The sequence below is a fragment of the Bordetella hinzii LMG 13501 genome, assembly GCF_001548475.1.
Classification (GTDB): domain Bacteria; phylum Pseudomonadota; class Gammaproteobacteria; order Burkholderiales; family Burkholderiaceae_B; genus Bordetella; species Bordetella hinzii.
The window spans coordinates 32,067-56,127 of record NZ_LRUJ01000018.1; the positions used below are offsets into that span (position 1 = coordinate 32,067).

Annotated in this window: 17 protein-coding genes; 8 read left to right on the forward strand and 9 right to left on the reverse strand. The window is 67.2% G+C overall.

Going from position 1 to position 24,061, the window contains the following annotated elements; translation table 11 throughout:
* Positions 1-125 precede the first annotated feature (125 nt).
* Together gspE and gspD are read right to left on the reverse strand one after the other, a co-directional pair.
* On the reverse strand, positions 126-1,550 hold the full coding sequence (gene gspE / locus AXA74_RS13295) for a type II secretion system ATPase GspE (RefSeq protein ID WP_032979513.1): 1,425 nt from the start codon (positions 1,548-1,550) through the stop codon (positions 126-128).
* Positions 1,547-4,138: a type II secretion system secretin GspD gene (gene gspD / locus AXA74_RS13300; protein ID WP_032964274.1), complete on the reverse strand. Its 2,592-nt coding sequence runs from the start codon at positions 4,136-4,138 to the stop codon at positions 1,547-1,549. The genes gspE and gspD overlap by 4 nt, the downstream gene beginning before the upstream one ends.
* A gap of 137 nt (positions 4,139-4,275) precedes the next feature.
* Here gspD and gspF point away from each other — a divergent pair, with 137 nt between their 5' ends.
* The 4 genes from gspF (at position 4,276) to AXA74_RS13315 (ending at position 8,957) form a co-directional block, all read left to right on the forward strand.
* On the forward strand, positions 4,276-5,469 hold the full coding sequence (gene gspF, locus AXA74_RS13305; RefSeq protein ID WP_029578021.1) for a type II secretion system inner membrane protein GspF: 1,194 nt from the start codon (positions 4,276-4,278) through the stop codon (positions 5,467-5,469).
* A 4-nt stretch (positions 5,470-5,473) separates the two neighbouring features.
* Positions 5,474-6,118, forward strand: coding sequence for a prepilin peptidase (locus tag AXA74_RS13310; RefSeq protein ID WP_032979514.1), 645 nt, complete (start codon positions 5,474-5,476; stop codon positions 6,116-6,118).
* 937 nt (positions 6,119-7,055) lie between these two features.
* Positions 7,056-7,736, forward strand: coding sequence for a hypothetical protein (locus tag AXA74_RS24205; protein ID WP_126623647.1), 681 nt, complete (start codon positions 7,056-7,058; stop codon positions 7,734-7,736).
* Between the two features lie 3 nt (positions 7,737-7,739).
* Positions 7,740-8,957, forward strand: coding sequence for an MFS transporter (locus tag AXA74_RS13315; RefSeq protein WP_029578019.1), 1,218 nt, complete (start codon positions 7,740-7,742; stop codon positions 8,955-8,957).
* Here AXA74_RS13315 and kch read toward each other — a convergent pair whose 3' ends face one another.
* The 7 genes from kch to AXA74_RS13350 form a co-directional block, all read right to left on the reverse strand.
* Positions 8,958-10,124 carry a voltage-gated potassium channel protein gene (gene kch / locus AXA74_RS13320; protein WP_048939743.1) on the reverse strand — a complete coding sequence of 389 codons (1,167 nt, stop codon included), beginning with the start codon at positions 10,122-10,124 and terminating at the stop codon, positions 8,958-8,960.
* Between the two features lie 82 nt (positions 10,125-10,206).
* Positions 10,207-12,561 (reverse strand): TonB-dependent siderophore receptor, encoded by a 2,355-nt coding sequence (locus AXA74_RS13325; RefSeq protein WP_048939742.1) that lies wholly within the window; start codon positions 12,559-12,561, stop codon positions 10,207-10,209.
* A gap of 94 nt (positions 12,562-12,655) precedes the next feature.
* Entirely contained in the window at positions 12,656-13,609 is a 954-nt protein-coding gene (locus AXA74_RS13330; protein WP_029578016.1) for a FecR domain-containing protein, read from the reverse strand.
* Positions 13,606-14,106: a sigma-70 family RNA polymerase sigma factor gene (locus tag AXA74_RS13335; protein ID WP_029578015.1), complete on the reverse strand. Its 501-nt coding sequence runs from the start codon at positions 14,104-14,106 to the stop codon at positions 13,606-13,608. Before AXA74_RS13335 ends, AXA74_RS13330 begins: the two co-directional genes overlap by 4 nt.
* A 99-nt stretch (positions 14,107-14,205) precedes the next feature.
* A complete protein-coding gene (locus tag AXA74_RS13340; protein ID WP_032979515.1) occupies positions 14,206-14,973 on the reverse strand; it encodes a phytanoyl-CoA dioxygenase family protein in 768 nt (255 codons plus the stop codon).
* A gap of 80 nt (positions 14,974-15,053) precedes the next feature.
* Positions 15,054-16,163, reverse strand: coding sequence for an AI-2E family transporter (locus tag AXA74_RS13345; protein WP_029578013.1), 1,110 nt, complete (start codon positions 16,161-16,163; stop codon positions 15,054-15,056).
* A gap of 91 nt (positions 16,164-16,254) precedes the next feature.
* Positions 16,255-17,280 carry a LysR family transcriptional regulator gene (locus AXA74_RS13350; RefSeq protein WP_029578012.1) on the reverse strand — a complete coding sequence of 342 codons (1,026 nt, stop codon included), beginning with the start codon at positions 17,278-17,280 and terminating at the stop codon, positions 16,255-16,257.
* 246 nt (positions 17,281-17,526) lie between these two features.
* On the opposite strand from AXA74_RS13350, the gene AXA74_RS13355 reads away from it, so the two are divergent.
* The 4 genes from AXA74_RS13355 to thpR are packed head-to-tail and all read left to right on the forward strand — an operon-like array spanning position 17,527 to position 24,000.
* On the forward strand, positions 17,527-18,714 hold the full coding sequence (locus AXA74_RS13355) for an efflux RND transporter periplasmic adaptor subunit (RefSeq protein WP_029578011.1): 1,188 nt from the start codon (positions 17,527-17,529) through the stop codon (positions 18,712-18,714).
* A gap of 25 nt (positions 18,715-18,739) precedes the next feature.
* Entirely contained in the window at positions 18,740-21,925 is a 3,186-nt protein-coding gene (locus AXA74_RS13360; RefSeq protein WP_029578010.1) for an efflux RND transporter permease subunit, read from the forward strand.
* A gap of 14 nt (positions 21,926-21,939) precedes the next feature.
* Positions 21,940-23,418, forward strand: a complete 1,479-nt coding sequence (locus AXA74_RS13365) for an efflux transporter outer membrane subunit (RefSeq protein WP_032958410.1) — start codon at positions 21,940-21,942, stop codon at positions 23,416-23,418.
* A gap of 51 nt (positions 23,419-23,469) precedes the next feature.
* Complete coding sequence (thpR, locus tag AXA74_RS13370) at positions 23,470-24,000, forward strand: RNA 2',3'-cyclic phosphodiesterase (protein WP_032979516.1); 531 nt, start codon at positions 23,470-23,472, stop codon at positions 23,998-24,000.
* The last annotated feature ends 61 nt before the right edge of the window (positions 24,001-24,061 follow it).

Here is a 24,061-nt window from a genome sequence, read left to right on the forward strand (position 1 = left end):
ACGCCAGCAGTGTGCCGCGTCGGCCCTGTGGGACGCAGCGCGACATCATGTGGCGCGCATCCTTGCCGTCCCCGGCCGCCTGGCGTCCGCCGGGCCAGGCCGAAGCCATAGAATCAGACCGGCACTCAGTCTTCGCGGGTCACGCGCAACACTTCCTCGGCCGAGCTCTGGCCGGCATCCACCCAGCGCTGGCCATCTTCGCGCATGCTGCGCAGCCCCGCCGCCACGGCGGCCGCCCGCAAGGCGCGTTCGTCGCGTCCGTCATGGATAAGCGCGCGCGCCGCGTCATCGACGATAAATAGTTCATGGATGCCGGAGCGCCCGCTATAGCCGCTGTGATTGCAGCTGGGGCAGCCCACGGCGCGATAACGGCCGCTGCCCGGTTCGGCGAGTGTCTTGCACGCCGGGCAGAGCCGGCGCACCAGCCGCTGCGCCAGCACGCCCAGCAACGAGGACGCCAGCAGAAAGGGCTCCACGCCCATGTCCACCAGGCGCGTCACGGCCGACACAGAATCATTGGTGTGCAGCGTCGCCAACACCAAGTGGCCGGTCAGGGAGGCCTGCACCGCGATCTGGGCGGTCTCCAGGTCGCGGATTTCTCCGATCATGATCACGTCGGGATCCTGACGCAGGATGGCGCGCAAGGCCAGCGCGAAGGTCATGTCGATCTTGGCATTGACCTGCGTCTGGCCCACCCCTGGCAGGTCGTACTCGATGGGGTCTTCCACGGTCAGGATATTGCTGGTGGCCGCGTCCAGGCGGCTGAGCGCGGCATACAGCGTCGTGGTCTTGCCGCTGCCGGTGGGGCCGGTCACCAGCACGATGCCATGCGGCTGGCGGATCAGGGTGTCCAGCTGGGCCAGCACGAGGGGGCTCATGCCCAGGCGCTCGAGCTGCAGCCGGCCGGCCTCCTTGTCCAGCAGGCGCAGCACGGCGCGCTCGCCATGGCCGGTGGGCAGGGTCGAGACCCGCACATCGATGGGCCGCCCGCCCACGCGCAGCGCGATACGGCCGTCCTGGGGCAGGCGTTTCTCGGCGATATCCAGGTGCGCCATGATCTTGATGCGCGAGATCAATGCGGCATGCAGCGCCTTGCGCGGCGTGACCACATCGCGCAAGGTGCCGTCCACCCGGAAGCGCACGGCGGAATGGGTCTCGAAAGGCTCGATATGGATATCGCTGGCGTTGTCGCGCGCGGCCTGCGCGAACAGCGCATTGATCATGCGGATGACGGGCGCGTCGTCCTGGGCTTCGAGCAGGTCCGCCACCTCGGGGATATCCTGCAGCAGGCGGTCCAGGTCGATCTCGTTCTCGGCCACGCCCATGACCGAGGCCGCGTCCTCGCCGTGCGTATAGCTGGCGGTCAGCACACTCTCCAGGGTCTGGTCATCGACCTCGTTGAGCACGACCTCGCCATGACGGCGGCGCACCTCGCGCACCGCCCAGGACGGCGTGCGCGGGCTGACGGTCAGCTGCGCCTGGCCGCCGCGCAGGCTCAGCACGGCGCGCTGCGCGCGCGCCCAGGCGTAGGGCAGCGGGTGGACGCTCATAGGCTGCTGACCACCTGGGCCGGATAGCCCAGCTCGCGCAGCAGCGTGGTGGCGGTCTGTACCGTGCCCGGGTCGCTGGCGACCTGGCTGCGCACCACATACCCCATGCCGCCGGGGCCGACCTGCACATAGGCCGACAGGCCGCTGGCCTGCACACGCCGGGCGATCACATCAGCGTCGCGCTGCTCCTTCACGGAGGCGAACTGCAGCACCGTGCCATCGTTCTCGACCGTCGAATCCAGGTTGGACGGGTCGATGGCCACGCTCACGCCCACGGGCATGTTCACGCGGATGGGTTCATCGGCCGAGACCGGACGCGGCGCCGGCAGCTGGCGCACCGCCGACGATGTCACCGTGGGCGGCGGCGCGCGGCGCAGGGTGTTGGCCACCTGCCCCGGCCGCATGTCATAGAGGTTATTGGACACTGGCGCGCGCGCGCCGGGACCGGCGAGCTGCGGCGCGGGCATGTCGGGCAACAGCCAATGGGCATCGGGCTGCGCGCCGGCCTGCTGGCGACGCATATAGTCGTAGCGGTCCATGGTGAGCGAGGCCGCGCGCTGGGAGTCGCGCACGACATAGGGCCGCAAAAAGACCATCAGGTTGGTTTTGGTGCGCTTGCGCGTGTCATAGCGGAACAGCGCGCCCAGGACGGGGATGGACGACAGGCCGGGCACCCCGTTGGTCCCTTGCGACACGCTGTCCTCCAGCAGGCCGCCCAGCACGATGATCTGCCCGTCTTCGACCAGCACGCTGGTGTCGATGGCGCGCTTGTTGGTCACCACGCCCGACACTGTCGTCGAGCTGTTCTCGTCGATACTGCTGACTTCCTGGTAGATGTCCAGCTTGACCGCGCCGCCCTCCGAAATCTGCGGCCGGATATTGAGCTTCAGGCCCACGTCCTCGCGCTCTATCGTCTGGAAGGGATTGCTGCTGCCGTTGCTGCCCGAGGTGACATACTGGCCGGTCACGAAGGGCACGGTCTTGCCCACGAGAATACTGGCGGACTGGTTGTCCAGCGTCAGCAGGTTGGGCGTGGACAGGATGTTGGCGTCGCCGCTTTTCTGCATGGCGCGCGCCAGCACGCCGAGGTTGATCACCTTGTTGCCCAGCACATCCACCGTGCCCTTGACCACGCCCAGGCTCAGGCCATTGCCCAGCACGTCGAGCGAGGTCGGCCCGGTGGCGCCGCCCAGGCCGCTGCCGCCCAGGTTGGTGCCGCCCACAAAGCTCGAACCGCTGCTGTTGATGTTGCCCGCGCCCGTCATCCACTGGATGCCGAATTCATCCGACTTGTCCTGCGACACCTCGACGATCAGGCTTTCCACCAGCACCTGGGCGCGGCGCTGGTCCAGCTGGTCGATCACAGTGCGAAGATTGCGGTAGAGCGGCTCGGGCGCCGAGATAATCAGCGAGTTGGTGGTCGGATCGGCCTGCACCGTCGCCCCGCCCGCGCTGAAAGACACCGGCTGGCTGCTCACCTCCTCGCGCGCGATGCGCTCGTTGTTGCCGCTGCCCAGGCCATTGGCGCCCGAGCCGCCGGCACCGCCGCCGCTGCTGCTGGCGGCGGTGCGCGTGGCCTGCCCGCCGAACCCGACGCCGGCCGCGCCGCGCGAGGCGCCGCTGTTCTGGCCGCCGCCGCTGGCGCCAGCCTGGTTGCCGGCCTGCCCGGCCAGCAGGCCGCCCAGCACCTCGGCGATGCGGGTCGCCTGGGCATTGCGCATATAGACCACGTGCAGATTGCTGTCGACCGCCTGCTGGGCGTCGAGCTTGGCGATCAGCTCGCGCGCCAGCCGCGTGCGGCCCGGGCTGCCGGAACGCACCAGCACGCTGTTGCTGCGCGGATCGGCCACCACGGTCACGCGCTGGGTCGGATCGTTGCTCTGCGTATCGAGCAGCTGCGAGGCCAGGGCGGCGATATCGGCGGCGATGCCGCCCTTGAGCGGCACGACATCGGTGGAGATGGCGCTGGGCACATCGATGCGCGCGATCACCTCGGCGATGCGGTCCAGGTTGTCGGCGTAGTCGGTGACCACCAGCGTGTTGTTGCCGGGATAGGCGTTGACCGGGTTGTTGGGCGGCACCATGGGACGCAGCACCGGCACCAGGTTGGCGGCGTTTTCATAGCGCAGCGGAAACACCCGCGTCATCATCTGGCCGCTGGCCGTGCCGCGCAGGAAATCCGACACCGGCACCGGGCCGCCGGGCGCGCGCGCCGCGCCGGCGACCGGGCTGCCCTGCAGCTTGGCGTCGGCCTCCGGCACCACGCGCATGATGTCGCCCACCTCCACCATGGAAAAACCCTGCAGGCGCAGCGAACCGCTGAGCATGGCCAGCGCCTGTTCGCGGCTCACCGGCCTGTCCGACACCAGCGTGATCTTGCCCTTGACGCGCGGATCGATCAGGAAATCCTGCTCGGTGAACAAGGAAATCGCGCGCACGACGGCCGGAATGTCTGTCTCGACGAAGTTCAGGCTCACTTTGCCGTCCTGGGCGTGGCGCGCGCTCTCGGCGCTCGGCTGCGCTTGCGCATTGACGGGATGGGCGGCGGCCAACACCACGGCGAGGCCGACTGACAGAAAGGAACGCATGACGATTATGGGCACCGAGGCCTGTGACAAGTGCGGCGCAACGCGCCTGAGAGCGGCGAGTATGACGATGCAATACTACGGTCATATTTCAGCGCCAATCTGACGGCCTCGCAGTCCTTGCATTACTGGCAGATGACATGCCCTCCTTTCGCTACGAGGCCAGCGACGCCCTGGGCAAGATCGTGCGCGGCACCGTGGAGGCCGATACCGAACGCAGCGCCCGCAACCAGCTGCGCGGCCGCGGCCTCTTCCCGATCTCGACCGCGCGCGCCGGCCAGGACAGCGTGCTGCGCGCGCGCCTCACCGACGCCGACCTGGCCTGGCTGACGCGGCAACTGGCCAGCCTGCTGGCCGCCCGCCTGCCCCTGGACGCCGCGCTGTCCGTCACCCTCGAACAAGCAGAAAAACGCCACATCGCCAGCGTGCTCTCCGGCGTGCGCGACGACGTGCGCGCCGGCCACCGGCTCTCCGCCGCCCTGGCCTCGCGCCCGCGCGACTTCCCGGAGATCTATCGCGCGCTCATCGGCGCCGGGGAAGAATCCGGCGACCTGTCGCAAGTCATGGAGCGGCTGGCCGGCTACATCGAAGAACGCAACGCCCTGCGCAGCAAGGTGCTCACCGCCTTCATCTATCCGGTCGTGGTGGCCGCGGTCTCGGTGCTGATCGTCATCTTCCTGCTGGGTTATGTCGTGCCCCAGGTGGTCACCGCCTTCAGCCAGGCCAAGCAGCAACTGCCCCTGCTGACCCGCGTCATGCTGGCGCTCTCGGATTACGTGCGCGAGTGGGGCTGGCTCACCGGGCTGGCCATCGCCTGCGCCATCGCCCTGTGGCGCTACAGCCTGCGCCTGCCCGCCGCGCGCGCGGCCTGGCATGGCCGCCTCTTGCGCCTGCCCATGATGGGCCGCTTCGTGCTGGGCGTGAACGCGGCGCGCTTTGCCTCCACGCTGGCCATCCTGGCCGGCAGCGGCGTGCCCATCCTCGCGGCCCTGGAGGCCGCCCGCCGCACCCTGACCAACGACGTGCTGCGCGCCGCCGTGCAGCAGGCCGCCGGAGACGTCGGCAAAGGCGCCTCGCTGTCCGGCGCGCTGGCCACCCGCAAGGTCTTCCCGCCGCTGCTCATCCACCTCGTGGCCAGCGGCGAGAAAACCGGCCGCCTGCCCGAACTGCTCGATCAATGCGCGCACAACCTGTCGCGCGACCTGGAGCGGCGCGCCCTGGCCATGACCGCCTTGCTGGAACCCGCGCTCATCCTGGTCATGGGCGGCTTCGTGCTGCTCATCGTGCTGGCCGTGATGATGCCCATCCTCGATATGAACCAGCTCATCCGCTGACGCCATGACCCTGCCGCTCTATCTGGCCGCCCTCCTGGGCGGCGCGCTGGCCGGCCAGCTTGCCTGGCTGGCCGCCGAGCGCCTGCCCAGCCACGTCCTGCGGCAGTGGCCGCAAGCCGAAGCGGCCATGATGGCCAGCGCCCCGGCGCCGCGCCCGGCCCTCTTCATCGCCGCGGCCTGCGCCTTGGCCCTGGCCTGCGGCGCGCGCTACGGCTGGACCGCCCTGTCGGCCTGGACGCTGCTGCTCGCCCTGGGCCTGCTCGTGCTCTGGGATATCGACCGCCGCACCACTCTCCTGCCCGACCTGCTGACGCTGCCCCTGTTATGGGCCGGCCTGATCGCCAACCTCGACGCGGGCCTGGTGCCCCTGCGCCTGGCCGTGCTGGGCGCCGCGCTGGGCTATCTGCTGCCCTGGCTGGCCGTGCAGGGATTCCGCCTGCTGCGCGGCCACGATGGCATGGGCGGCGGCGACCTCAAGCTCATGGCCGCCCTGGGAGGATGGTTCGGCGCGCTGCGCCTGCTGGACATCGTGCTGGCCGCCTGCGGCCTGGCCATCGCCTGGATGCTGGCGCGGCGGCGGACAGGCCCCATGCCCTTCGGCCCCTTCCTGGCCGCCGCCGGCCTGGCCGCGCTTTTCCTGCCGGGCTGATCAGGCGCGCTTGTCGTTCGTGAACAGGCTGGCGACGAAGCATCGCGTGGAAAGATAAAAACCAGCCGAGATAACCTAGATCAGAGCGGTATGTCACGTCTAAAAAAGAGGCGTGGGCACACTAGTCATGCCCGCTTGACAACCTACATCAAGGAAAGATCATGAACCAAGTCTCGTCTGAAAGTTACAGCCATGCTCATGGCTATGATCAAAAGAACAAAGCCATTTCACGAATTTGTAGGAACAACTTCGAAATTGGTTACCTAGATCAGGCAGAACTCGAGGGCTGCCGTTTAACTAACAAACCGTTCTATGCATCCAAGTGCGGTGTTGAGCTGGTCCTATGCTCTTCTGACGTCATCGCCTTCTACTAGCCTCCAAAACAACAGACGCCAATTTCCACAAGATGGTGCCGCAGGAGACAAAAGATGAATGACATCACCCTAGTTACGGCGCATGGGAGACAGAACATCCCGTGCCGCGAAGACCAGAGAATTATTGACGCATTGATCGAAAACCAAATTCCATGGTCGGCCATATCGCTGTATCAGATGCCCCGTCTAGGTGGACCTTATGTAGCCACGACGGGTCTCGACAAAAAATATCCGAGTTCCCACCCGACGTCGACATATACGCCTTTTATCAAAGGAACGTTGACCCCTTCATATTTCGTATCTCAGATTTAGCCATTTCCGATTCACTAGACGGTGCTGAGACAACAACGGAGTTCCTGTACCGCAACAGCATCGATCCCTCCGAAGGCTGCCATGTATTGAAGAAATTCTCCGCGGAAGAATGCAGGGCTGCAGTTAGATCCTCCGTCCATCGAACGCTATCAGCGCATCTCCAAGACGGAGACAAAATTGTAGTTGGAGTGAGTGGTGGTGGCGATAGCAATGCACTCTTACACGCCCTATCGACGTTCACAAACTTTCGCTTGGACGTACATCCCGTCATCCTGAAGGGCTTACCTGAATGGGATTCAGGTGTCGCCCGTGCACATGAGCTCTGTGAAGCCTATGGCTATAACTTGACAGTTATCGAAGAATGCGAAATACGGAAAGTTCTTGCTCTTTCATCGCACGCAACGAGTCTTCCATCGCATTTTTCTCACCATTACCCCGAAGAAGATTTTGAGTTCTTCGGGGTATATCTGATTGGCACAGCATTAGTTCACGCTGCCTCGAGCATCGGAGCAAAATATGTATGCAAAGGCGCAAACCTCGAGGACTTGTTAGGCGATAGTCTCTACATGCTCATGAATGGGATCAACCCTAGAACACTTCCCGTGTACAGATATCGGGACAAGCTAATGATCACGCCTCTTTGGCTTCTTCCTAAGAAGATAATTGACGTTTGTTTCCCCGAGCAAGCTCTGACGAATTATCGAGAACGTCATGCATGCACCGCCACTGGCAGGAGCCTGGCGTATCAGATTTCATACTCAATTTTGTCGCAATACCCGCAAGTGGGAGAGAAGATTCTAAAAGGGATGACACGCTACGGGGAGCAGCTTCCCGAGCCTACGGAGTTTGATACCGCACTGGGATTCGAGGTGTTCTCTACAGCTACGTTTCCCTCTCGTCAACGTGCTATTCGAATGCTGCAATACCGGTGAATCATGACGCTCCATGAGGAGTCGACTTTTGGCTCTGAACACTCCACCATCGCCGCGGCCATTCTTTCTAGCAGTGCCAGCAGCGTCGCCAATCTGGGGTTGATCGCCTACGCGACCCTGGCGTTCGGCGCGGCCGGCGCCACGGCCACGGTGTTCGGCAGCCTGTTGGCGGTGGCGGTGGCCGGGCCCTTGTCAGGTCTGCTCTCCTTTCACCCGCGCACCCTGGTCCTGTTCACTGAGGGATGCAAGGCCGGCATGCTGCCGATAGCGGTGGCGGCCGGGCTCTCCGACCTGACGGCGCTGGCAAGCGTCGCCTTTCTCTGGCACCTGGCCGAAGGCGTAGGCGCCGCCCAGCGATGGCATTGCCTGTTCAGCCTGTTTCCGCGCACCACGGGCCGGCCCGCGTTTCTCGATCGGCTACAGCATGGCGAAGCCGCCGTCTCCGTCATGGTCCCGCTGGCCTCCGGCTTGGTGTTCGCCTATGGCGGCGGCCTGCATGCCATCGCCGTCCTCAGCGCGCTACTGGCTTTACTGGCCACGGCGCTATGGCGGCGGCTACCCGCCAACCGGATCACTTATCTCCCCGCAAGAAGGGACCCGTGGGCAGGCTACCGCATCCTGTCCAGGACCCGGGGGCTGATCCTCATGAACATGGCCCGTATCGTCAGCGGCCTGGCCATTCCGGTATGGGCGATCTACTTGCCCCTGCTACTGCAACACCAGTTCGGCGCCCGCTTTCCTATTGCACAAGGCGCGATATCCGCCCTGTCCGCTGCCGCCATGCTGACAAGCGGGATGGCCCTCCGCAGGCTCGCTCCCGCGCTGCACGACCATCCCGAGCTGTCCAGGAGATTGGCGCTGGGCGCCTTGGCCTGCATGGGATCGGGCTTCGGCCTGGCGGCGGTTTTCCCGGGCCTCGTCATGCCGGCCCTGCTCCTCATTGCCCTGGCATTCGGCGTATTTCTGCCCAATATCCGCAGCGCCCTGATAACGCTGGGCCAGCGCATAACCCCCGCTGAATCCATCGGCGTGGTGGTGGCGGCGGGCGACAGCATCAGCCGCCTGGCGGCGGCGGCATTGTCCATGCTGTTCGGTGTGCTGCTCAACGCCCTGGCGCCTGGCGCCGGACAGGCCTGGCTGGTCTTCACCTGCTATCTATTGGCCATGTCGGGCGTGCTTATGATCCCGTCCTTGACCGGCGCACCCGAGCGGCGCGGCTGATCAGGCGCGCTTGTCGTTCGTGAACAGGCTGGCGACGAAGTCCTGGTCGATCTTCTGCCCGCTCAGGGTGCGCGCCAGCAGTTCGCCGACCAGCTGCTGCAGCGAGAAGACGATGTCGGGCTGCACGCGCCTGAGTTTGGCCAGGTGTTCGGGCGTGTTGGCGACGGCCACCGTCTTGGTGGCCGGCCCGCCGACATCCTTGGCGGCCAGCACGATGAAGGCGTTCTCGGCGTCGTCGCTGCGCAAGGCCAGCACATAGCGCGCCTTGGGCGCGCCCGCCTCCAGCAGGACGGCCGAGGTCGTTGCGTCGCCCACGATGAGGTCGGCATCCTCGGGATAGCCGTGAGGCACGTTCTCGGGCACGATGACCGTGACCGGATAGCCGTGCTCGCGCAGCACGGGATAGACCGCGGCGGCCAGGGACGAGGCGCCGGCCAGGATGATGTGATCGTGACGCATGGCGTGTGCAATCCTGCCTTTGATGAGTCGCTTGACGTTGCCGCCGATCACCGGACCGGCGATCGCGCTGATGGACGTGGCAAACACGGTAATGCCCAGGATGATGATGGACAGCGTGAAATAGCGCGCGGCGTTGGTATGCGGGACGATATCGCCGAAACCCACGGTGGACATGGTCACCACCGAGAAGTACACCGCGGCCGGCATGCCCTCGATGGGCGGGCCGAACTCCCGGCCCAGGTACAGGCTGCCGAAGATGGCATAGCCCAGCAATGAACAGATGGCGATGACAGCGAAAAGGCTGCCGGCCGCCAGGCTGGCGCGGCCGAACACCGGCCAGGCCGCCAAGAGCAGCACGAAGACCAGCAGATTGTAGATTTCCAGCAGATGCCCGGCGCTGCCCATGAAACCCAGCACGCCGATCAGCACCAGCATCAGCAGCGAAAACGCCCAGGCGATCCGGGCCCGCAGCAACAGGCCGGGCGCCATGCAGACCAGGCCCAGCCCGAGCAGCGCGCGCGGCGCATCGAGCAGGCCCACCGCGTCGATGGCATCGCGCCAGGTGTCGAACCCCGAAAGGAAAGCGAAATCGGGCCGGCCGGCGTGGTCGAAAACGGAGACCAGATGCAGGTAGCCGCTGAAGGCGACCGCGATCGCCAGCAGCAGGTGGACGGAGCGCGCGAGCAGGGAAGACAGCTTGGCGGGCATGGACGGAAAGCGGGTGGCCAGGGCTGCTTGAGTGTATCAGTGCCGGCCCAGGCCCCGCAGGCGTCGGACGCCCGGCCGGCGATCAGAACCGGTACTTCACCCGCCCGATCACCGAACGCCGGTTGCCCGGGTAGCAGTCCGTCAGGTCCGAGCACGTGGCCAGGTAGTCCTTGTCGAACAGATTGGTGGCGTTGACCGAGAAGGTGAGCTGCTTGTCATAGGTGTACGACAAGCCGGCATCGACCAGGGTATGGGAGTCGATCTTCAGGGTATTGCGGTTATCGCCATAGGTCGAGCCCACATAGCGCACGCCCGCCCCGATCGACAGGCCGGCCAGCGCGCTGTCGCCGAAGGTGTAGTTCAGCCAGCCCGAGGCGCTGTGCTCGGGCACCAGGGAGGGCCGCTTGCCCTTGGAGCCGTCGTTGGCCTGGGTGATCTCCGCGTCGAGATAGGTATAGGAGCCGGTGAAGTCCCAGCCCGCGCCCAGGCTGAACTTGCCTTCGAGTTCCACCCCGCGCGATCGCACCTCGCCGGCGGCGATGGCGAACCCCGGGTTGCTCAGGTCGTTGGTGAGCACATTGGTCTTGCGGATGTCGAAGACGGCGAGGGTGTAGAGGGCGCGGCTGCCCACGGGCTGGTACTTGATACCCGCCTCCCATTGGCGTCCCTGCGAGGGCGCGAACGTGTCGCCGGCGGCCGAGGTGCCGGCATTGGGCAGGAAGGACTGCGAATAGCTGACATAGGGCGCCAGGCCGTTGGCGAAGACATAGTTCAGGCCGACGCGGCCGCTGAAGTGCTCGCCGTCCTGCCGGCTGTCCTTGCCGGTCAGGCGGTTTTCGAGTTTCTGTTCGTACCAGTCATAGCGGCCGCCCAGCGTCAGCATCCAGCGCTCGGCGATCTTGACCTGGTCCTGCAGGTAGAGCCCGGTCTGGTAGTTGCGCTCCAGGCCATCGTAGATGGGCGTGGTGGGCGTGGGCACCGGGACGCCATAGACGGGGTCGTAGGGATTGAGCGCCGGCGCCGGGCCGGTGTCGCGGCGGGCGTCGGCGTGCACCCGGCTGTAGTCCAGGCCCACCAGCACCGTGTGCGCCAGCGGCCCGGTCCGGAAATCGGCCTGCAGCTGGTTGTCCAGCGCCAGGTTGGCCATGGTCTCTTCGAAGCGGCGCGCCACGCGCTGGATGCCGGTGGGCCCGATGCTGGAGAGCAGGATGTTGTCCAGGATGGCGTTCACCTGTCCGTAGCGCAGGCTTTGGCGCGCCTGGAAGGTGTCGTTGAAACGATGCTCGAACTGATAGCCGATGGACTTCTGGTCCTGGTCGAAGCGGTTGAAGTCCGGATCGCCATTGCGCAGGCGGGTGGGCTTGCCATTGATGGTCACCGTGCCGATAGTGCCGCCGCTGCGGTCTCGCAGATAGTCCGCCATCAGGGTAAAGCGCGTATCAGCCGAAGGCGCCCAGGTGATGGACGGCGCGGCGTAGAGGCGGTCATCGCCGATGCGATCGCCGTTGGGATAGGTGAATTGCGTGTTGGCATCGCGCGCCACGCCGATCAGGCGGTACATCAGCGTGCCGTCCTGGTTGATGGGCCCGGTCAGGTCGACGGCGGCCTGCTTGCGCTGGAAACTGCCATATTCCAGCTCCACTTCGTATTGCGGCGTGGCCTGCGGCAGCTTGCTGACGCGGTTGATGATGCCGCCCGCATCGCCCTGGCCATAGAGCACCGACGATGGCCCGCGCAGCACTTCGATGCGCTCGAGCGCATAGGGCTCGGAGCGGAACAAGGTATAGCCCGAACCGCCCTGGCGCAGGCCGTCCTTGTAGTCGCTGGAGGACTGCGCATTGAAGCCCCGTATCATCACCCAGTCGAAACCCTTGGGGTCGATGCCGTAGGTCTCGACGGTCACCCCCGGCACATAGCGCAGCACCTCGGTGACGCTTTGCGCGTTCTGGGCTTCCATCTGGCTGCGCGTGACCACGGAGATCGATTGCGGCACATCCAGGATGGCGGTTTCGGTCTTGCTGCCGGCCCGGCTGGTCTCGGCCACATAGCTGTTGTCGGCGGCGCTGGCGCCGCTGACGCTGACCGGCGCCAGCGTCGTCACTTCGCGGGCTGGCGCGCGGCGCAGCACATAGCCGGCGCCCTGGGGCACCGCCGCCAGGCCCGAGCCCGACAAGATCGCGGCAAAACCGTCTGCCAGCCCATAGCTGCCGCGCAGGCCGGCGCTCTGGCGGCCCGCGGTCAGCGCGCCGTCTATGGTCAGCATGACGCCGGCATCCTGGGCGTAGCGGTTGAGCACCTGGTCCAGCGAGCCGGCCGCGATGTCATAGCGGCGGAGCTGGGCCGCGGCGGCGGGCTCGGCGGCCTGCACATCGCGGGGCAGCGGCAGGGTGCTGGCCAAGGCCAGGGCCAGCGCGGCGGAAAGGGCGGAGACTTGCATGCGGGACATCCTCTTGGAGCATAACGTTGCGGGTTATGCAGGTATCCCGGACGAGCCGCGCAAAGTGCTACGGTGGATCGCCACGATGTTGTAACTAAACCGGGCCGACGCTGACCCAATAGCGTGTCAGGCGCGAAATACGCAGCGGCAAGGCCGTCTGCAGGGCCGCCAGGATGCGGTCGGTGTCGCCCAGCGGATAGACGCCCGAGACAATCAGGCTGGCCACTTCGGGTTCGCAGCGCAAGAGGCCCGGCCGGTGGCGCGCCACCTCGGCCAGGAAATCCTCCAGGCGCATGCGGTCGGCCACCAGCAGCCCCTGCACCCAGGAGGCGGGCCGGGCGGGCCCGGGCCGCCCCGCGCCGCCGGCATCGAAGACCGCGCCCTCGCCGGCCTCCAGGCGCATGGCCTGGCCCGCGCCGGGGCGGATTTCCACGGCGCCCTCGAACACCTGGACCGACACCTGGCGCGGCTGGCGCCAGACGCTGTAGCGCGTGCCCAGCGCGCGCACCTCGCCCAGGTCCGTGCGCACCAGGAAGGGCCGCCCCGCCGCCGCGGGCGCGTGCCCGGTCTCGATGTAGATTTCGCCGCGGCGCAAGAGGATGCGCCGCGCGCCGGCGTCGTAATCGACGTCGATGGCGCTGTCGGAGTTCAAGGTGATGCGCGTGCCGTCATCGAGCGCGATCTCGCGCCGCTGGCCGACCGCGCTGCGGTAGGCCGCGGTATAGACCGGTATCTCGCGCCAGGCCAGGCGCGCCGCGCCCACGCCGGCGCCCGCGGCCAGCGCCAGCCCCATCAGGCGCAAGGCCTTGCGCCGGGCGCGCTGGCGGCCGCTGACGGCCAGCGCGCGCATTGCCGGCGCGGGCACCACGTCCAGCAGGCGGGTGTCCATATGCTGCAGGCGCTGCCAGGCGCGCTCGTGGTCGGGATGCGCGCCGCGCCAGCGGCGCAGGGCGGCCTGTTCCGCCTCGCTGGCCTCGCCCGACCACATCAGCACCAGCCACTGCAGGCCCTGCGCGAGCACGGTCTTGGGAATGTCGGCGGCGCTCACAGCCACTCCAGGCAGGCCTGGGCGGCGCGCAGCATATGCTTGCGCACCAGGGCCACGGAAATCCCCAGCCGTTGCGCGATGGCGGAATAGGTCAGCCCTTCGAAGCGCGACAGGAGGAAGGCCTCGCGGGCCTTGGCCGGCAGGCTGTCCAGCGCGGTGTCGATGGCGGCCAGGGTCTGCAGGGCCTGGGCCCGCGCCTCGGCCGAAGGCATGTGGCCTTCGGGCAATTGCGCCAGCGCATCCAGGTAGGCGCGCTCCAGCGCGCGACGGCGATGCAGATCGATCACCAGGCCGCGCGCGATCTGCATCAGGAAGGCGCGGTCCTGGCCCTCGGCCGGCAGGCGGCCGCTGACCATCAGCCGCTCATAGGCGTCATGCGACAGGTCGGCCGCGTCGTGCGCGCAGCCCAGGCGGCGGCGCAGCCACGAGACAAGCCAACCATGATGGTTCCGATACAGCGCATCCAAAGAGGGATGCGGCTGGTTGATCGCCGACACGCGCCCACCGCCTTGCAGACTGGAAAGGCAGTAATGATAATGGTTATCAATTAAATGGCCTAGCCGCGGGCGGCGGGGTGTGGCGATTTTGCAGCAGGATCAGCCCAGGGGGACGCCCGGACGCGAGGCCGAGCGGCTGCCGGGCAGCGGATGGCAGTCCTCGGGATAGTAGGTGTGCACCAGGGAGAGCTTGACCTCCTGGCTGCGGTTCTGCTGCGCCGCGTGCAGGGTGCGGCAATGGAAGAACACCACGTCGCCGGCGGCCAGCTCAGGGCTCACGGCGCGGGCGATCCACGCCTGGTTGGCGGCCAGATCGTCGCGGAAGAACTTCTGCCCGTCGAAGCATTCGGCCTCATAGGCCGCGGCGTGCGAGCCCGGCAGGAAGAACAGCCCGCCATTGGCCGGCGTCTCGGGCCCCAGCGCCAACCAACAGGAGACCAGGTCCTGCTCCGAGAATGACCAGTAGCGGATGTCCTGGTGCCAGCCGGTCAGGCTGCCGTACATCGGGTGCTTGGTCATGATGCAGTTGTGGTGCACCGTGGACAGCACCGGCGAGCGGCCGCCGTAGTAGGCGCGCAGGACTTCGGCCAAGGCCGGCTGCGTGGCCCATTGCCGGAACCGGGGCCCCCGGCCGTAGGCGTCGAGCAGGCGGCGCACGGTCAGGCCGCCGGCGGCGTCGCGCGAGGCCGGCGCGCCGGGGTATTTCAGGTCGGCTTCGTACTCGATGGGGGCAATGGCGTGTTCCAGGTCGTGCAGGGCGGCGGCGCGCAGGGTCTGGACATCGGAAGGCGAGGCAAAGTTGCGGGCGACCACGAAACCCTGTTGGCGCAGGGTCGCGACCAGGTCGGCAACCGAAGGGGTGGGCATTTTTCCTCTCTACGGGCAAAAGTGGCTTACGGTGAAACCGCTGCCGGAGCGGCCTCACGGCAAGCATACTCCTGCCCGGATCAGTCTGCCGGCCCGGGCCCGCGCTCGGCCGGCAGGCCGCGCTCCAGGTCGCGCTCGCGTTCGGTATTGCGCACCCATTCGCGCCAGATCGCCACCAGCAGCGCCATCAGTACCGGGCCGACGAACAGGCCCACGATGCCCATGGTCTTGACCCCGCCCACCAGGCCGAAGAAGGTCGGCAGGAAAGGCAGCTTGACCGGCCCGCCCACCAGCCTGGGGCGCAGGGTCTTGTCCACGATGAACAATTCGACCGTGCCCCAGATGAACAGGCCCAGGCCGGCGACCAGGTGGTTGGAGCCGATGAGGTAGAGCGAAACCAGGGTGAAGGACAGCGGCGCGCCGCCCGGGATCAGGGCCATGAAACCGGTGATCACGCCCAGCAGCACGGGCGAAGGCACGCCGGCGATCCAATAGGCCAGGCCCAGCACCACGCCCTCGCCCAGCGCGATCAGGCACATGCCGGTGACGGTGGAGCTGACGGTGGCCGGCACCACGCGCGAGAATCGCTTCCAGCGCGCCGGCAGCACGCGCTCGCCCAGCACATCCAGCTGCGAGACCATGCGGGTGCCATCCTTGTAGACGAAGAACAGCGTGATCAGCATGAACAGCAGGGTCAGCAGCCACTGGAACACATTGCCGGTGGCCGACAGCGCCATGCGGTAGATATTGCCCAGGTGCTCGCCGCTGACCATCTCCACCAGCGCGCCCAGGGCGTGGGGTTCGCCCAGATAGGTGGACCAATAGACCGACAGCCGCTCGCCCACCACGGGCAGCGAAGAAATCCAGACCGGCACGTCCACGCCGTGCTTGTTGGCGGCCAGCGCCCAGCCGAAGAAGTTGCTGGCTTCCTTGAAGGCATAGGTCAGCGCCAGCGACAGCGGCACGACCAGCACCAGGATGACGGTGCACAGGGCCAGCGTGGCCGCCAGCGCATTGCGCCCCTTGCAGAAGACGACCACCCGCTCGTAGAGCGGCCATGTGGCCAGGCCGATGATGAGCGCCGCCAGGGCGGGAACCAGAAAGCCTGACAGGAAGTAGATTCCCGCCGCCACGACCAGCAGCAACAGCCAACGGGCGATGAGGTAGGCGGGAAAGACAGGCTGCTGCATAGGCGGGGCGGCTCTCTGGTATTGCGGTGAAGACCCTCGCAATATACCTAGTTTTTATGCCCCGTCCCCGACATAAGGGATAGTCCGCAGACTACATGATGAACTCGGGCACCTCCTGGGGAACCCGGCGCCGCGCGGCGTGTTCGCCGGCCGGCAGCAGCGTGGGCTGCTCGATGCCGCAGCTGTACATGCCGGGGTCGTTCTCGTCGCGGCCGGACAAGAGCGGACAGCGCGCAAACAGATCCGCCACCCAGTCGGAAAAGACGCGCACCTTGGGCGAGAGCTGGCGGTTCTGCAGATACAGCAGCGAAATGGGCACGGACTTGGGCTTCCACTGCGGCAGGACCTCGACCAGCTCGCCCGATTGCAGATGGGGCAGCGCCATGTAGCGCGCGGTCTGGATCAGGCCGAAGCCCTGCAGGCCGCAGGTCAGGTGCGCGCCCCAGTCGTTGACCGAGACCACGCTGGGCACGTCCACCAATTGTTCCTTGCCGTCGACCACGAAGGCCCAGGCGAAATTGCGCCCGACGGAGGAAAAGTAATGCACCGCCTGGTGGCGCTGCTCCAGGTCCTGCAAAGACTCGGGCATGCCGCGGCGTTCGAGATAGGATGGCGCGGCGCACGTCAGGGTCTGGAAGGTGCCGATGCGGCGCGCCACCAGGCTGGAATCCTCCAGCTCGCCGCCACGGATGACGCAGTCCACGGCCTCCTGGACCAGGTCCACGCGGCGGTCGCCCATGCCGATCACCAGTTCGACATCCGGGTAGCGGGTGTGGAACTCGCACAAGGCGGGGATCAGGATGAGCTGGCCGATCGAAGCGGGCACATCGATGCGCAAGCGCCCTTGCGGACGCAGGGCTGCGTCCTGGAAGCAGGCCTCGGTCTCCTCGACCTCGGCCAGGATGCGCGTGGCGTGCTTGTAGTACGCGGCGCCGTCGGGCGTGAGGCTGATGCGCCGCGTGGTGCGGTTCAACAGGCGCACGCCCAGGTGGCGCTCCAGGTTCTGGATGATGGTGGTGACCGTTGTGCGGGGCAAGGTCAAGCTGTCCGCCGCCCGCGTGAAACTGTTGGCCTCCACCACGCGGACGAAGACCTGCATGGCTTGGAAACGATCCATGTTCCTGTCCTATCAATGAGTTGTCCGCCAAGGATACCGCGGATTCGGCTGTGATTGTACGCCTGGAACGAACAGTATTGCCGAACCAGCATTGTTTATCCTGATCGTCGAAAAGCTCAGAATCGCCCCATCTGTATCGGCCTGCCGGCTTGTCGCCTGATACCGCAGCGCAGCATTTCCTGCCCCGCGGCCCCCCTCTCCTCCGGCCCGCCCGATCCTTCCCCAATATTTGTTCAAGGAAACACCATGACGCCTTCGCGCCATCGCATTGCAGTCCTGTCGATTGCCGCCGCCCTCCTGGCCGCGGGCGCGGGCTATGCCTTGCTGCCCTCCTCGCCCAATGCGGCCCATGCCCAGGGCCAGCCGGCCGCCGCGCCGGTGGACGTCGCCCCCGCGCTGGGACGCACCATCGTGGATTGGCAACGTTACTCCGGACGCCTGGAAGCGATCGACCGGGTCGACATCCGCCCCCTGGTCTCCGGCACGCTGACCGAGGTCCATTTCCAGGATGGGGCGCTCGTCAAGAAGGGCGATGTGCTGTTCACCATCGACCCGCGCCCCTATGTCGCCGAAGTCGACCGCGCCACCGCCCAGCTGGCCGCGGCCCAGGCGCGCGCGGCCTATACCGCCAGCGACCTGGCGCGCGGCCAGCGCCTGCTGGGCGAGAACGCCATCGCCAAGCGTGACTTCGAGGAAAAGCAGAATGCCGCGCGCGAAGCCGCGGCCAACCTGCAGGCCGCGCGCGCCGCGCTTGAGTCGGCCCGCCTGAACCTGGGCTACACCCGCATTACCGCTCCGGTCGACGGCCGCGTCTCGCGCGCCGAGGTGACGGTGGGCAATGTGGTCAACGCTGGCGCGCAATCGGTGCCGCTCACCACTCTGGTGTCGGTCTCGCGCATGTACGCCTCCTTCGATGTCGATGAACAGACCTTCCTGAAGTACGTCAATCCCTCGCGCACCACCGGCACCGAAGTGCCGGTGCAGCTGGGCCTGGCCAACGAAGACGGTTACTCACGCGAAGGCCAGGTGCAATACGTCGACAACCGCCTGGACACCGCCTCCGGCACCATCCGCGTGCGCGCCGTGTTCGACAACCGCGACGGCAGCCTGGTGCCCGGGCTCTACGCCCGCGTGCGCCTGGGCGGCGGCGCCCCGCGCGAGGCCGTGCTGGTCGACGAGAAGGCCATCGGCACCGACCAGAACAAGCGCTATGTGCTGGTGCTGGACGACCAGAACCACGCCGCCTACCGCGAAGTGACGCTGGGGGCCAACGTGGGCCCCTTGCGCGTGGTCGAGAAGGGCCTGGAAGCGGGCGAACGCATCGTGGTCAACGGGTTGCAACGGGTGCGCCCGGGCGCCGTGGTCGCCCCCAATATCGTGTCCATGGACACGGCGCCGCAGGCCGTCAAGACAGCCTCGGCGGCCCTGCAATAAAGAACAACAAGGCCCGGAGCCTCACATGAATATCTCCAAGTTCTTCATCGACCGGCCCATCTTCGCGGGCGTGCTGTCGGTGCTGATCCTGCTGGGCGGCCTGCTGGCCATGTTCCAGCTGCCGATCGCCGAATATCCGGAAGTCGTGCCGCCTTCGGTGGTGGTGCGCGCCCAATACCCGGGCGCCAACCCCAAGGTCATCGCCGAGACCGTGGCCTCGCCGCTGGAAGAAGCCATCAACGGCGTCGAAGACATGATCTACATGCAGTCGCAGGCCAATAGCGACGGCAACCTCACGCTGACGGTGAACTTCAAGCTGGGCGTGGACCCCGACAAGGCGCAGCAGCTGGTGCAGAACCGGGTCTCGCAAGCCCTGCCGCGCCTGCCGCCCGACGTCCAGCGCCTGGGCGTGACCACGGTCAAGAGCTCGCCCACCCTGACGCTGGTGGTGCACCTGCTCTCGCCCAACGACCGCTACGACATCACCTATCTGCGCAACTACGCCATCATCAACATCAAGGACCGCCTCTCGCGCATCAACGGCGTGGGCGAGGTGACGGTGTGGGGCTCGGGCAACTACTCCATGCGCGTCTGGCTGGACCCGCAGAAAGTCGCCCAGCGCGGCATGACGGCCACCGAAGTGGTCAATGCCATCCGCGAACAGAACGTGCAGGTCGCCGCCGGCGTGATCGGCGCCTCGCCCACTGTGGGCGACGTGCCGCTGCAGCTCAACGTCAATGCGCGCGGCCGCCTGCAGACCGAAGAGGAGTTCCGCGACATCATCCTCAAGACCTCGCCCGACGGCGGGGTGACGCTGCTGGGCGACGTGGCCCGCGTGGAGCTCGATGCCCAGGAATACGGGCTGCGCTCGCTGCTGGACAACAAGTCCGCCGTGGGCATGGGCATCATGCAATCGCCGGGCTCCAATGCGCTGGACGTCGCCACCCATGTGCGCAACGCCATGAAGGAGCTCTCGCAGGACTTCCCGCCGGGCGTGGAATACCGCATCGAATATGACCCCACGCAGTTCGTGCGCTCCAGCATCGAGGCCGTGATCCACACCCTGCTCGAAGCCATCGCGCTGGTGGTGCTGGTGGTCATTCTCTTCCTGCAGACCTGGCGCGCCTCCATCATTCCGCTGCTGGCGGTGCCGGTATCCATCATCGGCACCTTCTCGCTGCTCTTGATGTTCGGCTATTCCATCAACGCCCTGTCGCTGTTCGGCATGGTGCTGGCCATCGGCATCGTGGTCGACGACGCCATCGTGGTGGTGGAGAACGTCGAGCGCAATATCGAGGCCGGGCTGACGCCGCGCGAGGCCACCTACCGCGCCATGCGCGAGGTGAGCGGACCCATCATCGCCATCGCCCTGACGCTGTGCGCGGTGTTCGTGCCGCTGGCCTTCATGACCGGGCTGTCGGGCCAGTTCTACAAGCAGTTCGCCATGACCATCGCCATCTCGACGGTGATCTCGGCCTTCAACTCGCTCACGCTGTCGCCGGCCCTCTCGGCCTTGCTGCTGCGCAGCCACCACGACAAGCCCGACTGGCTCACCCGCCAGATGAACCGCTTCCTGGGCCGCTTCTTCGCCGCCTTCAACCGCATGTTCGGACGCGCCTCCGAGCGCTACGCCGTCAACGTGCAGGGCGTCATCCGGCACAAGAGCAAGGCGCTGGGCGCGTACGTCGTCCTGCTGGCGCTGACGGCGGGGATCTCCTACCTGGTGCCCGGCGGCTTCGTGCCCGCCCAGGACAAGCAATACCTGATCGGCTTTGCCCAACTGCCCAATGGCGCCTCGCTGGACCGCACCGACGCGGTGATCCGCCGCATGTCGGACATCGCGCTGGCCGAGCCCGGCGTGCAAAGCGCCATCGCCTTCCCGGGCCTGTCGATCAACGGCTTTACCAACAGCTCCAGCGCCGGCATCGTGTTCGTCACGCTCAAGCCCTTTGCCGAGCGCAAGTCGGCGGCGCTGTCGGGCAACGCGATCGCGGCCAGCCTGAACCAGAAGTTCGGCGTCATCAAGGACTCTTTCGTGGCCGTCTTCCCGCCGCCGCCGGTGCTTGGCCTGGGCACGCTGGGCGGCTTCAAGCTGCAGATCGAGGACCGGGGCGCAATGGGCTATGCCGAACTGGACCGCGCCGCGCAGGCCTTCCTCGCCCGCGCCGCGCAGACCCCCGAGCTGGGCCCGTCCTTCTCCAGCTACCAGATCAACGTCCCGCAGCTGGACGTGGACCTGGACCGCGTCAAGGCCAAGCAGCTGGGCGTGCCCGTGACCGAAGTCTTCGACACCATGCAGATCTATCTGGGCTCCATGTATGTCAATGACTTCAACCGTTTCGGCCGCGTCTTCCAGGTGCGGGCCCAGGCCGACGCGCCCTTCCGCGCCCATCCGGACGACATCCTGCAGCTCAAGACCCGCAACGCCGCCGGCGACATGGTGCCGCTGTCGTCGCTGGTGACGCTCAAGCAGACCTTCGGTCCGGAGATGGTGGTCCGCTACAACGGCTACACCGCCGCCGACATCAATGGCGGCCCCGCGCCGGGCTATTCCACCAACCAGGCCCAGGCCGCGGCCGAGCGCATCGCCGCCGAGGTGCTGCCGCGCGGCATGAAGATGGAGTGGACCGACCTGACCTACCAGCAGATCCTGGCCGGCAATGCCGGGCTATGGGTCTTCCCCATCTCCGTGCTGCTGGTCTTCCTGGTGCTGGCCGCCCTCTACGAGAGCCTGACCCTGCCGCTGGCCGTGATCCTGATCGTGCCCATGAGCATCCTGGCGGCGCTGACCGGCGTCTGGCTCACCGGCGGCGACAACAACATCTTCACGCAGATCGGTTTCATGGTGCTGGTGGGGCTGTCGGCCAAGAACGCGATCCTGATCGTGGAGTTCGCCCGCGAACTGGAAATGCAGGGCGCCACGCCGCTTGCGGCCGCCATCGAAGCCAGCCGCCTGCGCCTGCGCCCCATCCTGATGACCTCCATCGCCTTCATCATGGGTGTGGTGCCGCTGGTGCTGTCCTCGGGCGCCGGCGCCGAAATGCGCCATGCCATGGGCGTGGCGGTGTTCTTCGGCATGCTGGGCGTGACGCTGTTCGGCCTGTTCCTGACGCCGGTCTTCTACGTGGCCCTGCGCACCCTGAGCAAGCGCAAGCTGCACTCGGCCTCGCACCATGAAGCGCCGGTGACCGCGCCCCACCTCGAACATTGAGCCCGGAAACTATCATGACAACACGCATTGCTCGCATATCCGGCCTGCTCGCCGCGCTCCTGGTGCTGGCAGGCTGCGCGGTGGGCCCCGACTACCAGAAACCCGCCGCCGCCACACCCGCCCAGTACAAGGAGGCCGCGCCTGTCCTGGCCGCGCACGAAACCGGCAACTGGAAGCCCGCCCAGCCCTCGGAAGAGGCGCTGCGCGGCGAATGGTGGAAAGTCTTCGGCGACCCCGGGCTGAACGCCCTGCAGGAAGAGGCCCTGGCCGCCAACCAGAATCTCAAGGCCGCCGCCGCCCGCCTGGAACAGGCCCGCGCCTTGCAGCGCGACGCCCGCTCGGATTTCTTCCCCAAGGTGGACGCCGGCTTCGGCCCGACGCGCCAGCGGCCCTCGCCCGCCTCCCAGGGGCTGCCCGACAACGCCTCGACCAGCCCGTCCACGCTGTGGCGCGCGCAGGCCAGCGTCGCCTATGAGGCCGACCTCTTCGGCCGCGTCGCCAACACGGTGGACGCCGCCACGGCCGACGCCCAGCAGAGCGAGGCGCTCTACCGCTCCGTGCTGCTGGCCTTGCAGGCCGACGTGGCCTCCACCTACTTCCTGGTGCGCGAGCGCGACGCCGAATCGCAGCTCTACCGCCAGACGGTGGCCCTGCGCGAAGAAACCCTGCAGCTCATCCAGCGCCGCTTCGACGCCGGCGATATCAGCGAACTGGACCTGGCGCGCGCCAAGTCGGAACTGGCCCAGGCGCAGTCCGAGGCGCTGGGCGTGGACCGCCAGCGCGCCACGGCCGAACACGCGCTGGCCGTGCTGCTGGGCAAGACGCCGGCCGAATTCACCATGCCGCCGCAGCCGCTGGCGCCCGTGGCCATCGCCGTGCCCGCCGGGCTGCCCTCGGCCTTGCTGGAGCGCCGCCCCGACATCGCCGCGGCCGAACGCGCCATGGCCGCGGCCAATGCGCGGGTCGGCGTGGCCAAGGCGGCTTTCTTCCCGCGCCTGGATATCACCGGCGCGCTGGGCTATGAGTCCTCGGAGCTGAGCAATCTCTTCCACTGGTCATCGCGCACCTTCCTGCTCGGTCCGCTGGTGGGCGCGGCCCTGTCGCTGCCCATCTTCGACGGCGGGCGCCGCCAGGCCGGCGTAGACCGCGCCCGCGCGGTCTACGAGGAAGACGTGGCGCAATACCGCCAGACGGTGCTCACCGCCTTCCGCGAGGTCGAGGACAACCTGGCCAATCTGCGCATCCTGGGCGACCAGACGCGCGCCCAGGGCGAGGCGGTCGACGCCTCGGCCCGCGCCGCGCGCATCTCGCATGCCCAGTACCGCGAAGGATCCATCAGTTACCTGGACGTGATCGAGGCCGACCGCACCGTCCTGGCGCAGCGCCGCATCTCGGTCCAGCTCACCGGCGAGCAGGCCCGCTCCACGGTCGAGCTGATCCGCGCCCTGGGCGGCGGCTGGGACCTGCCGCCTGCGGCGGTGGCGGCGCGCTGACACGGGTTTCGCCCTCTTGGGACTCCCCGGCCATCGGGTCATAATCGGCCCATGGCAATCCCAAGTTCCGCCGGGTTCGCCCGGCTTTTTTTCGCCTTGTGGCCCAGCGCGGCGCTGGCCGGCCAGCTCGCGGCCTGGGCCCGGCACGCCCAGCCGCATTGCGGCGGGCGCGTCATGCGCACCGACACCCTGCATCTCACCCTGGCCTTTCTCGGCCCGGCCAGCCCGGCGCAAACCCGGCAGCTCATCGGCTACACCCGCCAAAGCCGCATCGCGCCGGGCGGGATCCGCATTGCCTGCTATGGCAGCTTCAAGCGGCCACGCATCGTCTGGGCCGGCCCAGAGGGCGGGCACGAGGCGCTGGCCGCCCTGCACGAACAGATCTGGCGCGACATCGCGCCCCTGGGCTGGGCCAAGGAAGAATCGGGCTTTACGCCCCACGTCACGCTGCTGCGCAACGCCGGCAGTTTCGATCCGCCCCCTCCACCCGGCGCGCTGGACTGGCCCTATGCGCATTTCTGCCTCATGGCCTCCGAGCCTGGCGGCCAGTCCCGCTACCGCGAACTGGCGCGCAGCGGCTGACCCCAAGGGCCGGCCCCCAAGGCCGCGTGGCACAATCCGCCAACCCCACTCCCTTCCGACA